Annotated in this window: 15 protein-coding genes; 4 read left to right on the plus strand and 11 right to left on the minus strand. The window is 71.2% G+C overall.

The features are described 5' to 3' along the window. Position 1 precedes the first annotated feature (1 nt). Positions 2–1,180, plus strand: a complete 1,179-nt coding sequence (locus ABZU76_RS18730) for a HAMP domain-containing sensor histidine kinase (RefSeq protein ID WP_354870948.1) — start codon at positions 2–4, stop codon at positions 1,178–1,180. Positions 1,181–1,272: 92 nt separating this feature from the next. Here the strand turns inward: ABZU76_RS18730 and ABZU76_RS18735 are convergent, their stop codons facing one another. After that, positions 1,273–2,109 carry a class I SAM-dependent methyltransferase gene (locus ABZU76_RS18735; protein WP_354870950.1) on the minus strand — a complete coding sequence of 279 codons (837 nt, stop codon included), beginning with the start codon at positions 2,107–2,109 and terminating at the stop codon, positions 1,273–1,275. Between the two features lie 157 nt (positions 2,110–2,266). On the opposite strand from ABZU76_RS18735, the gene ABZU76_RS18740 reads away from it, so the two are divergent. Next, on the plus strand, positions 2,267–2,650 hold the full coding sequence (locus tag ABZU76_RS18740; RefSeq protein WP_354870952.1) for a hypothetical protein: 384 nt from the start codon (positions 2,267–2,269) through the stop codon (positions 2,648–2,650). 30 nt (positions 2,651–2,680) lie between these two features. Next, on the plus strand, positions 2,681–3,976 hold the full coding sequence (gene hisS, locus ABZU76_RS18745) for a histidine--tRNA ligase (RefSeq protein WP_354870954.1): 1,296 nt from the start codon (positions 2,681–2,683) through the stop codon (positions 3,974–3,976). A gap of 113 nt (positions 3,977–4,089) precedes the next feature. Here hisS and ABZU76_RS18750 read toward each other — a convergent pair whose 3' ends face one another. From ABZU76_RS18750 to ABZU76_RS18785, 8 genes are all read right to left on the minus strand, one after another. Next, positions 4,090–4,884, minus strand: a complete 795-nt coding sequence (locus ABZU76_RS18750) for an alpha/beta hydrolase (protein WP_354870956.1) — start codon at positions 4,882–4,884, stop codon at positions 4,090–4,092. Beyond that, positions 4,881–6,548, minus strand: coding sequence for an FAD-binding dehydrogenase (locus ABZU76_RS18755; RefSeq protein WP_354870958.1), 1,668 nt, complete (start codon positions 6,546–6,548; stop codon positions 4,881–4,883). Before ABZU76_RS18755 ends, ABZU76_RS18750 begins: the two co-directional genes overlap by 4 nt. Before the next feature lies 1 nt (position 6,549). Then, on the minus strand, positions 6,550–7,170 hold the full coding sequence (locus ABZU76_RS18760; RefSeq protein WP_354870960.1) for a TetR/AcrR family transcriptional regulator: 621 nt from the start codon (positions 7,168–7,170) through the stop codon (positions 6,550–6,552). Positions 7,171–7,287: 117 nt separating this feature from the next. Beyond that, positions 7,288–8,436 (minus strand): amidohydrolase family protein, encoded by a 1,149-nt coding sequence (locus tag ABZU76_RS18765; RefSeq protein ID WP_354870963.1) that lies wholly within the window; start codon positions 8,434–8,436, stop codon positions 7,288–7,290. 2 nt (positions 8,437–8,438) lie between these two features. Further along, positions 8,439–9,542, minus strand: coding sequence for an MAB_1171c family putative transporter (locus tag ABZU76_RS18770; RefSeq protein WP_354870965.1), 1,104 nt, complete (start codon positions 9,540–9,542; stop codon positions 8,439–8,441). Continuing rightward, entirely contained in the window at positions 9,539–10,063 is a 525-nt protein-coding gene (locus ABZU76_RS18775; protein WP_354870967.1) for a hypothetical protein, read from the minus strand. The genes ABZU76_RS18770 and ABZU76_RS18775 overlap by 4 nt, the downstream gene beginning before the upstream one ends. Continuing rightward, positions 10,060–10,464 carry a helix-turn-helix transcriptional regulator gene (locus ABZU76_RS18780; RefSeq protein WP_354870969.1) on the minus strand — a complete coding sequence of 135 codons (405 nt, stop codon included), beginning with the start codon at positions 10,462–10,464 and terminating at the stop codon, positions 10,060–10,062. Before ABZU76_RS18780 ends, ABZU76_RS18775 begins: the two co-directional genes overlap by 4 nt. A 432-nt stretch (positions 10,465–10,896) precedes the next feature. Beyond that, the gene (locus ABZU76_RS18785) at positions 10,897–11,349 is read right to left on the minus strand and encodes an NAD(P)H-dependent oxidoreductase (RefSeq protein ID WP_220246276.1); all 453 of its coding nucleotides are present in this window, start codon (positions 11,347–11,349) and stop codon (positions 10,897–10,899) included. 85 nt (positions 11,350–11,434) lie between these two features. On the opposite strand from ABZU76_RS18785, the gene ABZU76_RS18790 reads away from it, so the two are divergent. Next, positions 11,435–11,758 (plus strand): hypothetical protein, encoded by a 324-nt coding sequence (locus ABZU76_RS18790; protein WP_354870972.1) that lies wholly within the window; start codon positions 11,435–11,437, stop codon positions 11,756–11,758. On the opposite strand, the gene ABZU76_RS18795 is transcribed toward ABZU76_RS18790, so the two are convergent. After that, entirely contained in the window at positions 11,718–13,349 is a 1,632-nt protein-coding gene (locus tag ABZU76_RS18795) for a phospho-sugar mutase (RefSeq protein ID WP_354870975.1), read from the minus strand. The genes ABZU76_RS18790 and ABZU76_RS18795 overlap by 41 nt on opposite strands. Positions 13,350–13,353: 4 nt before the next feature. Next, positions 13,354–13,893, minus strand: a complete 540-nt coding sequence (locus tag ABZU76_RS18800; RefSeq protein ID WP_354870977.1) for a helix-turn-helix domain-containing protein — start codon at positions 13,891–13,893, stop codon at positions 13,354–13,356. Positions 13,894–13,971: the final 78 nt, after the last annotated feature.

The following is a 13,971-nucleotide window of genomic DNA, read 5'->3' on the forward strand; positions in this document are numbered from 1 at the left end:
GGTGATCGTCGATCCCGACACGCGGGCGCTGCGGCGCGCGCGGCGGACGATCGCGAGCCAGATCGCCGTGGTGATCACACTGGTCGTGCTTGCCGCCGGCGCCATCGCGTACTGGGTGCTGGTGCACGGCCAGGGCGAGGAGGTCGACCGGCAGATCGACTACACGCTGGCCCAGGGCCTGTCGGCGACGCCGCCGGGCTGTGTGTTCCTGGTGACGCCGGCCGGGCACGTGCCCGCCGCGTTGCCGTTCGCGCCGCCGTCCGCGCCCGCCGTGCCGCCCGGCGGTTCCGTGACCACGGAACAGGAACTGGCCGGCTCGACGTTCACGGTCCGCGCCGTCGACCACGGCGGCCAGGTGTGGCAGGTCTTCGTCGACCAGCGCTACCAGGCCGCCGACCGGCAGCAGCTGCTGATGGGCCTGGTGATCGCGGAACTGGTGGTACTGCTGGTTTCCGTCTTCAGCGGCTACGTCCTGGCCGCGCGCGCGATCCGGCCGCTGGGCGAGGCGTTGCGGCGCCAGCGCACCTTCGTCGCCGACGCGTCGCACGAGCTGCGCGCGCCGCTCACCCGCCTGCACACGCGCGCGCAGCTGCTGGCGCGGCGGGCACGGGTGACGCCGGTGCCCTCGGACGACCTGGACCTGCTGGTCTCCGGCACACGCGAGCTGGGTGAGGTCGTGGAGGACCTGCTGCTGTCGACGCAGGCGTGCAACGAGCGGCCGTTGCTGGAGCCGGTGGAGCTCGGTCTGCTGGCCGAGCAGGCGGTGGAGGCCGAAGCCGTGCGCGCGGGGGACCGGCGCGTGCGGATCGAGGTGCGCCGTTCGCCGGGACTGCTCGACGTGGTGCCGGGCGTGCCGGCGGCGTTGCGGCGGGTGCTGTCGGCGTTGCTGGACAACGCGATCGGCCACACCCCGCCCGGCGGGTCGATCGAGGTGACGCTGGAGAACCCGGACGACCGGCACGTCGAGATTCGCGTTGCCGACACCGGAGTCGGCTTCGCGCAACGGGACGCGGAGCGGCTGTTCGAGCGGTTCGCCCACGGCGGCCAGGGTGAGGGCCGCCGGTTCGGGCTCGGCTTGGCGCTGGTGCACGAAGTCGTGACGGGCCACGGCGGAACCATCGCCGCGGCCGGGGTTCCGGGCGTCGGGGCGACGTTCACTCTGAGGTTCACGAGGGCCTGAGCGCGAGCGGCCGGCGCCCCGGAACCCGGCTGCGCCGCCTCCCACCTCACTCCCGGCAACTGCGATCGATCTCGTTCCCGAGCCGTCCGCGACTACGCACCACCACCCACCAGCCGAGTAGCAGCAACGTTGATCCCCATCGCCCACGGCACCAAGCCATCCACCGCGAACGGTTCGACCTCCGCCAGGAACCTCTCCCGCAACTCGGCCACCTCATCCTTCGGCACCACGGACAACTCGTAGAACGTCTCCGCGTTGTCCTGCCACACCGCCAGCGGGGTACTGCGGTGCCGGATGGTGATCCGCTCCCATGTCACCGGCGCGAACCCCACCGGCCCGAGGATCTCGTCGAGCCCCTCCCTGGTCCGACTGCGCTGATCACCGAACCTCGGCAACAACCCTTGCCCGCGAGCAGTCCGAAAGAGCGGCAGGGCGAGCGACCGGAACACCTCGAGGGCAGCACTTCCCTCGGCACCACCGCTTCCCGCCGCGATCGCGAACCGCCCACCGGGCATCAGCACTCGCGCCGATTCCACCGCAACCTGCTCCGGCTCGCTCATCAGCATGAACGCCATGTGCGACACCACCGCATCGAACGACTCGTCTTCCCAGGGCAGCTCCTGTGCCCGACCTACGCGAAGATCCGCGTGCTGCAGCTCCGGCCGCCGGCGTGCGAACGCGAGCTCGTTCACCGAAAGATCGATCCCCGCCAACCGCTGCGCTCCGCGATCGGCGAACACGGACAGCAGCTCCCCGTCCGCCCACCCGAGGTCGAGCACCCGATCGGCGTCGCCGACGCGGTCGGCGAACGCCTCATACGCCGTGCGGCCGTCCGGAGTCAGGACTTCGCGAATGCTCACCGACTGCTTGCCAGGGTCACGGTCGTGAAAGGTCCGGAGGAACTGCTCGCCGGAAGGCCGTGAAGTCATCGGTCGACCCTATTCGCCGGGACGGCGACCGAATCTCACCGCTGCGCCGCCGCCGACGTCGAGCGGGCGCGCCGGTGGGCGTTGCGAAGCGCGTATCGTGACAGTGTTTTAAAACGGTGTTATGGTTACTTTCAGAACGCTCTGGGAGGAGAAAGCCATGCACGGACCGGTCCAGCTGTTCACCGTCATCGCCCTCGTGTCGCTGCCCACCGTGATGTACGGCGGCTACGCGCTGATGGGGCTACTCAAGCGCGGGGTGCTCAACGACCAGCAGAAGAGCTTCTTCCGCGCCGGCCACGCGCACGCCGGGGTGCTGCTCGTGCTCGCGCTGGTGGCGTTGCAGGTGCTCGACCGCAGCGGGCTGTCGGATTCGCTGCGGTGGGTGGCGTGCTTCCTGCTGCTGTTCGGCGTGCTCGCGCAGTCGGGCGGGTTCTTCCTGGCGATGCTGCGCACGCGGGTCGGCATGTCGATCACCACCGCCGGAGCCGTGCTGCTCGGCGCGGCCATGCTCATCACGGCGTACGGGGTGGCCTTCCTTTAACGGCTGGGCGCGGTCGTTAAGCTTGATGACGTGCCTGAATACCTGTCGACCGCGCCTGTCAAGGGGACCCGAGACTTCGTCCCCGCCGAAATGTCCGTTCGCACGCAGGTGTTCGGCCATCTCTACGACGTCCTGGAGCGCTACGGCTTCCTCCGCTACGACGCTCCCGTGCTGGAGCCCGCCGAGATCTACGAGCGGAAGTCGGGCCAGGAGATCGCCGACCAGCAGCTCTACACGCTGACGACGAAGGGCGGCGAGCGCCTCGCGCTGCGCCCGGAGATGACGCCGTCGGTGGCCCGGATGATCGCCGGCAACGCGAAGTCGCTGTCGTTCCCCGTGCGCTGGTACAGCCACCCGAACTGCTTCCGCTACGAGCGCCCGCAGCGTGGCCGCGTGCGGGAGCACTGGCAGATCAACGCGGACATCTTCGGTTCCGAGAGCGCGAACTGCGAGATCGAGATGTTCGAGCTCATCCACGACCTCATGGAGTCGGTGGGTGCGTCTTCGGACATGTTCGCCGTGCGCGTGAACGACCGGAACCTGCTGACGTCGGCGCTCACCGACGTCGTGGGCGTCTCCGCGGAGCACCTGCCGGCCGTGTTCGGCTTGGTGGACCGCTGGGAGAAGACGTCGGCGGAGGAGCACGCTTCGTCCGCCGAGGAGATCGGGCTCACGGACAAGCAGTTCGAGAAGCTCACCGAGGCCCTCGGCTCCGGCGCCGCGCTGCTCGACGAGCTGCCCGCGGAGGTCAAGGAGCAGTCGAACCTGGTGCGCGTGCTGTCCAGCTCGGCCGCGAGCCTGGTGAAATTCGAGCCGATGATCGTGCGCGGGCTGGCCTACTACACGTCCACCGTGTTCGAGGTCTTCGACACCTCGCCGAAGAACCGCCGCGCCCTCTTCGGCGGCGGCCGCTACGCCGACCTCGCCTCGCTCTTCACCAAGGAACGCATCCCGGGCATCGGCTTCGGCATGGGCGACGTCACGCTCATGGACTTCCTCGACACCCACGGCCTCACGCCCGCCCCGCGCACCGAGGTGGACGTCATGGTCATCCCGGTCACCGAGGAACTCGCCGACGCCGCTCGCCAGGTCGCGACCTCCCTGCGCCGCGCCGGCCTCCGCACGTCGACCCCGATCGAGCACCGCAAGCTCGGCAAGGAGCTCACCCGCGCCGACAAGGCCGGCGCCGCGGCCGTGGTGATCGTGGGCCAGGAGGACTGGGACGGTGGGAATGTGACCGTCCGGAGCCTGGCCACGCGGGAACAGCAGCAGGTCGCGCTGGCCGACGTTGCCGCGACCGTGGGCGGGCTGGTTACGCCGGCTTGAGTTTTTCCTTGTAGATCACCGAAAACAGCCCCGCCCGGCGAAAGCCCGGCGGGGCTGTTTTCGTGTCTCCCTTGCAGCCGCTGCAGCGGTTCCGCCCCCTCGGCGGGGCCGGGTCAGGGTCGGAGGGAGAAGGAGGCGACCAGCGAGGCGACTTCGGCCGGCTGGTCGACGAACGGGGTGTGGCCGGAATCAAGGAAGGTGACGTCGGCGCCGGCGGAGCGGTAGCGGGTGGCGGCGGAAGTGTGGTCGTAGAGACGGTCTCGGCGGCCGAGGATCGCGAGGGCGGGCAGGCCGAGCGCGGAGATCTGCGCGTCGAGCGGGTTGGTTGCCAGGAGGCGGCGCCGTTCGGTGAGGACGGCGTGGGCCATGGCCGGGCTGGTGGCGGAGAAGTCGGCGTGGGCCTGGCGCAATGGGGTGGGGCGCAACACGAAACCGACAGGGGCCGACGAAGCCAAACGGTGCAGCAAGCGGCCGGCGAACGGCGCCGCGAGCAAACCGTTGCCCGGCGGGAAAGTGGCGTGGCTGTAGTCCGGCGCCTGTCCGATGAGGACGGTCCGGGTCACGGCCCCCGAAAGCGAAGCCAGCGCCAGCACCACGTCGGCGCCGAAGGAGTGGCCGACGGCCGTCACGTGACCGGCGCCGATCAGCTTCAGGGCGCCGGCCAGGGTCGTGGCCTGGGAGACGGCGTCGAGGCCCGTGTGGCCGCCCGTGCAGCCGTGGCCGCGCAGGTCGGGACGCAGCACGCGGAAGCGGTCGGCCAGCAGGGGCGCCAGGCGGTCGAAGGAGTGCAGCGAGCCGCTGAAGCCGTGCACGAGCAGCACGGCCGGCGCGTCGGCGGGGCCGTCTTCGCGCAGGTGCAGGGCGATCCCGTCGACGTCGAGGACCGTGCCGGTCGTTCGCCGCGTCACTTCACCGCCCGGGCTATGGCGCGCCCGGCGGCGCGGCCGGAGAAGATGCAGCCGCCGAGGAACGTGCCCTCCAGCGCGTTGTAGCCGTGCACGCCACCGCCGCCGAAGCCCGCGACCTCGCCCGCCGCGTACAGCCCGGGCAGCGGCGCGCCGTCGGCCCGCAGCACGCGCGAGTCCAGGTCCGTCTGCACGCCGCCCAAAGTCTTGCGCGTGAGGATGTTCAGCCGCACGGCGATCAACGGCCCGTGCGCCGGGTCGAGGATCCGGTGCGGCTTCGCCACGCGCGCCACGCGGTCGCCGACGAACTTGCGCGCGTTGGCCACCGCCATCAGCTGCAGGTCCTTCGAGTAGCGGTTCCCGACCTCGAGGTCCCGCGCCACGATCTGGCGCTCCAGCAAGGAAACGTCCAGCGCCGGCCCGCGAGCGATCTTGTTCATCCCCTTGACGAGCGTCGCCAGATCGTCGGCGACCACGAAGTCGACGCCGCGGCGCTTAAACGCGTCCACCGGCCCCGGCGCGCCCTTCGCGGCGCGGCTGAGCAACGTCTGCTTCAGGCTCTTCCCCGTGATGTCCGGGTTCTGCTCGGAGCCCGACAGCATGAACTCCTTCTCGAGGATCGACTGCGTGAGCACGAACCACGAGTAGTCGTAACCGGTCGAGAGCACGGCCTTCAGCGTCTGCAGCGTGTCGAACCCCGGGAAGTTCGGCGCGGGCAGCCGCACCCCGTTGGCGTCGAACCACATCGACGACGGCCCGGGGATGATCCGGATCGCGTGGTCCGGCCAGATCGGGTCCCAGTTGTGGATGCCCTCCACGTAGTGCCACATGCGGTCCCGGTTCACCACGCGCGCGCCCACGGCCTCGCTGATGCCGATCATGCGACCGTCCACATGGGCCGGAACGCCGGGGATCATCGTCGCCGGCGCCGGGCCCAGCCGGTCGACGGGCCAGTTCTGCCGCACCAGTTCGTGGTTGTGGCCGATGCCGCCGGAGCTCACCAGCACCGCCGGCGCCGACAGCTCGAACTCACCGGCGGCGACCCGCGAAGACTTCTTGCCCCGCGGCAGATCACTCGGCTCCAGCACGGTCCCGCGCACACCCGTGACCACGCCGTCGGTCTCCACCAGCTCGTCGACCTGGTGCCGGAACGCGAAGCGCACCTGGCCGCGCTGCTCCGCCGCCAGCACCGGCTCGGCGAACACCCGCACCACCTCGGGCCCGGTGCCCCACGTCAAGTGGAACCGCGGCACGGAGTTGCCGTGCCCGCCCGCCTTGCCGCCGCCGCGCTCGGCCCACCCGACCAGCGGCGTCACGCGCAGGCCCAGCTCGTGCAGGTAGTCGCGCTTCTCGTACGTGGCGAAGCGAACGTACGCCTCGGCCCACTTGCGCGCCCACAGGTCCTCGTCCTCGCGGTCGAAGCCGGCCGAGTCGAGCCAGTCGCGCAACGCCAGCTCGTAGGAGTCCTTTATCCCCAGCCGGCGCTGCTCGGGGCTGTTCACGAACAGCAGCCCGCCCAGAGACCAGAACGCCTGGCCGCCCAGGTTCGCGCGGTTCTCCTGGTCCAGCACGAGCACGCGGCGACCGGCCTTCACCAGCTCGTGGGTCGCGACCAGCCCGGCCAGACCGGCGCCGACCACGATCGCGTCCGCTGAAGAGGCGTCCAACTCAAGCCACCTCGGTGTAGGCCGTGATCACCTGTACGCACAGGTCACGGCGCCGCTGCCACACGAGCGGGTTGTCGGGGTCCATCAGGCATTGCGCGCTGGTGCCGTCGTGCATCGCGACGAGCGCCTGGCCCAGCGCCACGGGATCGGGGATCGAGCGGCCGGCCCGCGCGAGCAGCTCGACCATCAGCGGCATCAGCGCTTCGGCGATGGCTTCCTCGCGCGCGGTCATCACGCGCCGCAGGCTGGGGTTACGCAGGGCGTGGGCGGTGAACTCGGCGCTCACGCGGAACCACGCGTCGTCCACGGGGATCGCGGGCAGCACGCGCTCGACGACCGCCCGCACGTCGGGCAGATCGACCGGCGTGAACGCGTCGAACGCCCCGCGCACGGCCGCGATCATCGCCGCCGACCGCCCTTCCCACATGGCCAGGAACAGCTCGTCGAGCGAGGCGAAGTTCGAGTAGAACGCACCGCGTGTGTAGCCCGCGCGCTCGCAGATCTGCTCCACTGTGGACCGTCCGAACCCCTCTTCGGCGAACACCGGGAGAGCGGCTTCGAGCAGGCGCCGGCGGGTCTCCGCGCGACGGCGTGGCACGCGGTCCGCCGTCGGTTCGATCATCAGGCCTCCCGCTTTCGATACGCCAGCGTACTCAATGCACAGATGTATCGAAAGGGAGCGTGAGCAAGGTCAAGATCGACCCTGTTCAGTAACTCAGGACTTCAGTAAGTGAGCAGCTCAGGAAGCCGCGACGCCCCGCGCCATGACCAGCAGCGGCTTGCCCAGCGCCGCCAGCTCGGCCAGCGGGTCACCGTCGACCACCAGCAGGTCGGCCGCCAGCCCGGGCTCCAGCCGGCCCGTGACCGAGCCCAGGCCGAGGCCCGCCGCGCTGTCCTCGGTGGCGATCTCGAGGATCCGCCGCCGCGAGAAGCCGAGCCATTCGTACAGCTCCAGCGCGCCCACGGGGTCGTCGAACGTCGAGCCGGGCAAGCCCGCGTCGGTGCCGGAGAGCAGACGCACGCCGTGCTCCTCCAGCCACGGCAGCCGCCCGTAGACGCGGCGCGCGAGGTCCTCGCCCATACGCTCGACCATCATCCGCCAGTTGCGGCTGCTCGTGGAGCACGCCGAGACGCCGCCCTTGGCCATGCGGCGCGCGACCTCCGGGCGCAGGTCGGTCTGCTGCGGGCCGGTCATGAACGTGCAGTGCTCGATCGTCGAGACGCCGGCCTCGACGCAGTCGGCGATCGCGTCGGCGCCGTGGGCGTGCGCGGCGACCGTCAGCCCGCGCCGCGCGGCCTGCGAGACGACCACGCCGAGCTGCCGCGCGTCGAACTGCGACTCCCACATCTCCGCGCCACCGGGCGTGATCTGGCCGCCGCCCGCCATCACCTTGATCACGTCGGCGCCCGCGGCCGCGTTGGCGTCGATCCGCGCGCGGATCTCGGCGTCGGAGGAGACCACGCCGCCGAAGAAATGGCAGTGTCCATCCGGGACGGTCAGCGGCGGCCCGGCCGCGAGCACCCGCGGTCCGCCGGCCGGCTTCACCACGGTGCGGCCGCCGAGGTCGCGCACGGTGGTGACGCCGCTGCGCAGCAGTTGCCCGAGCCGTTCCTCCGCACCGTTCGCGACATCGGTGTCAGCACTGGCCAGGAAGTTCGGCAGCATCTCGCGCGTGGCGTCGAAACACAGGTGCACGTGGGAGTTGAACAGCCCCGCCAGCACGGTCGCGTCGGGGAAGTCGCGCACCACGGGGTCGACGGCCGCCGCGGCCACCTCGTCGGGCCGTCCGACCGCGACGATCTCGCCGTCGCGCACCAGCACGGCGCCGCCGTCGATAGGGGTCGAGGGCCGGGGCAGCACCCGGGCAGCCGTGATCAGGGTGTCCACGTTCAGCTTTCCTTTCCCACAAGCGTTGCCGACAGCGACAGCAGCGGCCGCACGTCCGATTCCAGGTCCGCGCCGCCGCCCGGCAGCACGAGCTTGGCCCGCCCGTCGCTCACCTCACCTGAGGCCTGGCGGGCCAGCGCGGTCCGCAGTGCCGCAGCCGCGGCGGACGGATCGTCGGCCGCGAGCGAGGCCAGGTCCGTATCCAGGTAGGGGCTCAGCTGCACCAACCCGTCGCGGATCTCGATCACGCGCCGGTAGTAGCGGCGGTGCACGGCGAACCGGTCGCGCAGGCCGTTGCCCGGCGGCGTCCGCAGCACGATGCTCGGGTAAGCCGCCACGAGCAGTGTCCACAGTGGAGCGAGGCGGTGGTGGTCGGCCCGGTGCCGGCGTCGCCGGACCACAGCCGCCACGCGAGCCCGCACACCGGGATAGGTGATGCCCGCGAGGAACAGCACGCTGCCGAGGATCACCAGCGGCACCCCGAGCCACAGCAACGCCGGCACGGTCACGTCGAACACCCACGCCACCACCAGATACAGCGCCCGCAACACGCTGCCGGCGGCCGCCGCGACGAGGCTCGCCGCACCGATGCGCAGGCCCGTGCGCAGGTGCGGGTCGGCCACGCGCTGGTAGCGCACGATCCACACCGCGCACGCCGTGATCGCGTAGATCAGGTACGCCCCGCCACTGAAGTAGAACAACGCGATCCCGGGCGCGTGCACCGTGTCCGGCCCGAGCGCGGCGCCCCGCAACGGGACCGGCGTGATCGCCAGCGCGCTGGTCATCACGGCGATCGCGGCGGTAAGCGGCACGAGCTCCAGCGCGACGCGGCGCGCCTGGCGCGGGCCGAGCGCGGAGCCGAGGAAGAAGATCAACAGCGAGCAGACGCCACACGAGAGCAGCACGTTGTTCGCCAGCCGCGCGCCACCCGGCGCGGTCAGGCCGTCGAACCACGTGGTGACCCCGCGTTGCTGGGCGAGGAACGCCAGCGCGAACGCGGCGATGGTGACCGTGACGGCCCAGTTCGGCAGCCGCGGCGAGCGCACCAGTTGGTAGACGCGCCAGGCGAGCGCCGCGGTGAAGAGGGCGAAGAAGGCAGCGGTCACAGCCAGCCCTGGTGGTCGCCCAACGTGCCTTGGATGCGCCGCAAGTCGTGGTCGGCCGCGGCCCGCGGGATTGTGTAGTTCAGCACCGACGCCCACTCGAGGATGATCGTGGCGACCGTCTCGGCCTCCCACTCGTGGGCCTCGTCGTAGGAGGTGCGGCGCAACGCGCGGCGCACGGCGTCCCCGTCGAGGCTTTCCACGGCCGGGCCCCGCAGGAAATCGGCCGGTTCCGCGTCTCCGCCCGGTTCGTGGTCGGCGAGCAGGTGGCCGAGCTCGTGCAGGATGATGTGGTCCTGGTGGGCTTTCGTCGTTTCCTGCTGGAAGAAGATGTAGTCGGCCGAGGCGGTCGCGATCCAGCAGCCGAACGGGCCGGGCACTTCGAGCGGGTAGGCCATGAGCCGGATCGGGCGGCCGCGGCGCTCGCCGAGGCGTTCGCAGAGCTGTCCGACGTCGAGCGGCGGGCTGATGTCGAGGTCCTTCAGCAACCGCCGGCAGCGTTTGCGGAGTTCGCGTTCCTTCACGGTCCGCTGTGGCCTTCCCGTTCGGCGCGCTCGTAGCGCTCGACGAGGTCGAGCAGGTCCATGACCTGACGGCGGCCCTGCGGCGAGAGCTCCTGCGCGCGCATGGCCATCAGCTTGGCCTCGACGGCCGGCGCGTCTCCGGAGGCGCGCTCGTCCTCGTCGCCGAAGAAGTACGTGACCGGCACTCCGAACAGCTTCGCCAGCGCCTCGACGTAGTGGATCTTCGGGTTGATCCGCTTTCCGGTGGCCAGCTGCTGCAGGTACGCCGGCGACATCGCGGGCCCGCCCGCGCGCTCGATCGCCGCCGACATCTCCCGGTAGCTGTGCGGTGCGCGGCCGTCCGCCCGGGATGAGTCGATGAGCGTGCTCAGCTTCTCCGCGAAGGTGCGTTGCCGTGGCATCACCGCCCCCTTCCCCTTGTCCGGATAGTAGTGTGCCGTCTGTTACCAATCCGACCACAGCCACGGCGGGAATGGTTGCCAGACGCGGGAGCGTCCGGCTCGGTGCCCGCCTGCTTTTGGCCGGATTGGTAACGGCGTGTCTACTGTACGCACCTGTTGACACGGCCTGTATGCAGTGGTTTACAGTGGCCGCGTCCCGCTCCGGACACGTCCGCACTCTGGGGGTGTTCGGAACCCGGAGCGGGATCTTGTCCTGCGCCTGGCTCGCTGTGATCAGCCATTTGTAGTACGCTTGAGTGGTCAAGGTTGATCGCCTCGTAGCGAACCCTTGATCTGGCCTGTTGCCGGAGGTCGACCCCCAGGGCTTCCGGTGACAGGCCCCTTACTTTTCCAGGGCTGGTCCTTCGGGGTGGCCTGCCTGCGAGTGGCCGGTCAGCCCATGAGTGTCGCGGCCACCGTCGCACCCAGCTCCTGCAACGCTTCCAGCGCGGCCTTGTCGGGTTCCCCCGTGAGCAGCACGGGGTCCGCGACCTGTATCCAGCCCAGCCCCGTGGTGATCGACGCGAGCTGGCGCGCGGTGCCGGCCGTGTCGTTGTTCCCGTGCACGTACGCGCCGAACGGACGGCCGCGCGTCGAGTCGAGGCACGGGTAGTAGACGGTGTCGAAGAAGTGTTTGAGGGCGCCGCTCATGCTGCCGAGGTTCGCGGGGGTGCCGAGCAGATAACCGTCGGCGGCCAGCACGTCGGCGGCGGTCGCGCCGAGCGCAGGGCGGCGGACGACGTCGACGCCCTCGATGTCCGGGTGCTTCGCGCCGGCGAGCACGGCTTCGAACATCGCCTGCATCGACGGCGACGGGGTGTGGTGCACGAGTAACAACGTGGCCATGAGCGCAGCCTGCCACTTGTGCCCTTGTCCACGCGCGGGCAGGCTGGGTCCGGTGATGGGGGACAGACTGCGGCCCCATCTTGCGGTGGCCGCATTCGTACTGCTCGGCTTGGCCGGGCTCGTCAGCACGCTGGCGCTGGTTTTCGCCGCGTTCACCGACGCGATCTTCGCGCCCCAGGGCTGGGCCAGCGAGATGGACCGGCTGTGGCCGTGGATGGTGCCCGCGGTGGTCGGCCTGCTCGCCGCCATCCTCTCGCGGCGGCGGGAGTTCATCGCGGCGTTCGTAGTGCTGCTGCTATTCGACGTCGTCGGCCTGTTCGGAGCGACCCTGGTCGGCCGCGACGTCGAACCGGGCCCCCCGGTCCCGGTCAGCTCAGCAGCGTGTTTATGTCCTCCCGCACTGCGCTGAGGCGAGTGGACGCGGTTTCGCGCGCCGCCGCGAGGTCACCGGTCACCGGCGTGACCACCTGCAGGTAGGCCTTCAGCTTCGGCTCGGTGCCCGACGGGCGGATCACCACACGCAGGCCGTCGCCGCGCAGCCGCAGCACGTCGGCGTCTGGCAGGAGGTCTTCCTGCGTGACAGGTGTGCCGCCGAGTGTCACCGGCGGCTCGGCGCGCAGGCCCGCCATCAGCTTGCCGCGCACGGCAAGGTCGGTGACCCGCAAGGAAACCTGGTCCGTCAGGTGCACGCCGTGGCCGGTGGCGATGTCGTCGAGCACGTCGAGGGGCGTGCGGCCCGCGGCCTTGAGCGCCGCGGCGAACCCGGCGGCGAACACGGAGGCGGCGATGCCGTCCTTGTCCCGCACGAAACCCGGGTTCACGCAGAGGCCGAGCGCCTCCTCGTAGGCGAAGATCAGGCCTTCGCCGGCGCGCACCAGCCACTTGAAGCCCGTGAGCGTCTCGGCGTAACGCGCGCCCGCGGCCTTCGCCAGCTCGCCGAGCAGCGAGGACGACACGATGGTGGTGGCCACGAGCGGATCGGGATTGTCCGTTGTGGACAGCAGGTGTGAGCCGAGCAGCACGCCCGTCTCGTCGCCGCGCAGCATGCGCCACTCGCCGTCGCGGCCGCGGACGCCGAGGGCGCAGCGGTCGGCGTCCGGGTCGAGCGCCACGGCGAGGTCGGCGTCCACTTTGGACGCGAGTGCCAGCAGCAGGTCGGTGGCGCCGGGTTCCTCGGGGTTGGGGAACGAGACGGTGGGGAAGTCGGCGTCGGGCCGCGACTGCTCGGCGACGAAGTGCACGTCGGTGAACCCGGCCTGCGTGAGCGCCGTTTCCAGCGTCGCCGCGCCGACGCCGTGCAGCGCGGTGGCGGCGATCCGCAGCTCGCGCTCCGGGCTTCGGGGCAGGTTCGCGACGTCGGCGAGGTACGCGGCGCGCGGGTCGACGACCTCGGCCCCGGGTGCGCGCGGCACGTCGACCGCGGCGCGCGCGGCCTGGATGGCGTGCTCGATCTCGCCGTCGGACGGCGGCACGATCTGGCCGCCGGTGCTGTCGTAGAGCTTGTACCCGTTGTCCGCGGGCGGGTTGTGCGACGCGGTGATCTGGATTCCGGCGATCGCGTCGTAGTGCTTCACCGAGTACGCGAGCAGCGGCGTCGGCAACGGCAGCGGCATCGTCTTCACGGCGAAGCCCGCCGCGGTGAGTACTTCGGCGGCCGCCTGCGCGAACGCTTCCGACCCGTGCCGCGCGTCGCGCCCGACCACGACCACGCCACCCGCGAGGCCCTTTTCGGTGAGCCACTGCGCCACGCCCGCGGTGGTCCGCGTGACGACGGCGACGTTCATCCCGTTCGGCCCCGCCCGCACCGGCCCGCGCAACCCGGCCGTGCCGAACTCGAGCGGTCCCGCCATCCGGTCGGCGACGTCGTCCGCCGCGGTGGCGTCGCCGGCGAGGGCGCGGTCGAGCACTTGCCGCAGCTCCTCGCGCGTCGACGGGTCGGGGTCCTCGGCGATCCACCGGTGGGCGGCGTCGCGCAGCTCGGGAGTAATCGTGTTCTGCACCGGGTCAGCGTACGGGTTTCGGCCGCCGGACCCCGGCCACGACCAGGGTGAGCAGGGCATCGGCACGGTCCGCGTCGTCCTCGGTGGCGAGGGAGATCGCGTTGACGAGCAGGAGCAGGTCGTCGATCCCGGTGGCTTCGTTCGCCTCGCCCGCCTGCTGCGCGCGGGCCAGGAGGCGGTGGCCCGCGTTGAGGATCTTCGCGTGGTACTCGCGACCTTCCTTGGCGCCGAGCAGCAGGGCCGCGCCGAGGCCGCGGGCGGCGGAGGCGTGGGCGACCACAGCGCGCAGCCACGTGACCAGAGCGTCGCCGGGGCTCGGGGCGGTGGCCAGCTCCGCGGCGAGGGTGCAGAGGTTCTCGACGCGTTCGCGGAACACGGCTTCCAGCAGCGCGGCGCGGCCGGGGAAGTGGCGGTGCAGCGTCGCGGAGCCGACGCCGGCGCGTCGAGCGATCTCTTCGAGCGAGGCATCTGCGCCCTGCTCCCCGACGACCTCGACGGCGGTCGCGAGCAGCCGCTCGTAGTTGCGGCGGGCGTCGGCGCGCATGGGCTTGCCTCTCGTCGCTGGTGGCTGCGTGGTTGCAAAACGGGGTGGTCCTCCGTATCGTACCGGTCTTGAAACGGG

Origin of the sequence: Amycolatopsis sp. NPDC005232 (assembly GCF_040607795.1) — a bacterium.
GTDB lineage: Bacteria > Actinomycetota > Actinomycetes > Mycobacteriales > Pseudonocardiaceae > Amycolatopsis.

Excerpts from the sequence above, each read along its gene's own strand:
- ABZU76_RS18735 (WP_354870950.1), bottom strand. The coding sequence starts at position 2,109 with ATGACTTCACGGCCTTCCGGCGAGCAGTTCCTCCGGACCTTTCACGAC.
- ABZU76_RS18740 (WP_354870952.1), top strand. The coding sequence starts at position 2,267 with ATGCACGGACCGGTCCAGCTGTTCACCGTCATCGCCCTCGTGTCGCTG.
- ABZU76_RS18760 (WP_354870960.1), bottom strand. The coding sequence starts at position 7,170 with ATGATCGAACCGACGGCGGACCGCGTGCCACGCCGTCGCGCGGAGACC.
- ABZU76_RS18780 (WP_354870969.1), bottom strand. The coding sequence starts at position 10,464 with ATGCCACGGCAACGCACCTTCGCGGAGAAGCTGAGCACGCTCATCGAC.
- ABZU76_RS18785 (WP_220246276.1), bottom strand. The coding sequence starts at position 11,349 with ATGGCCACGTTGTTACTCGTGCACCACACCCCGTCGCCGTCGATGCAG.
- ABZU76_RS18800 (WP_354870977.1), bottom strand. The coding sequence starts at position 13,893 with ATGCGCGCCGACGCCCGCCGCAACTACGAGCGGCTGCTCGCGACCGCC.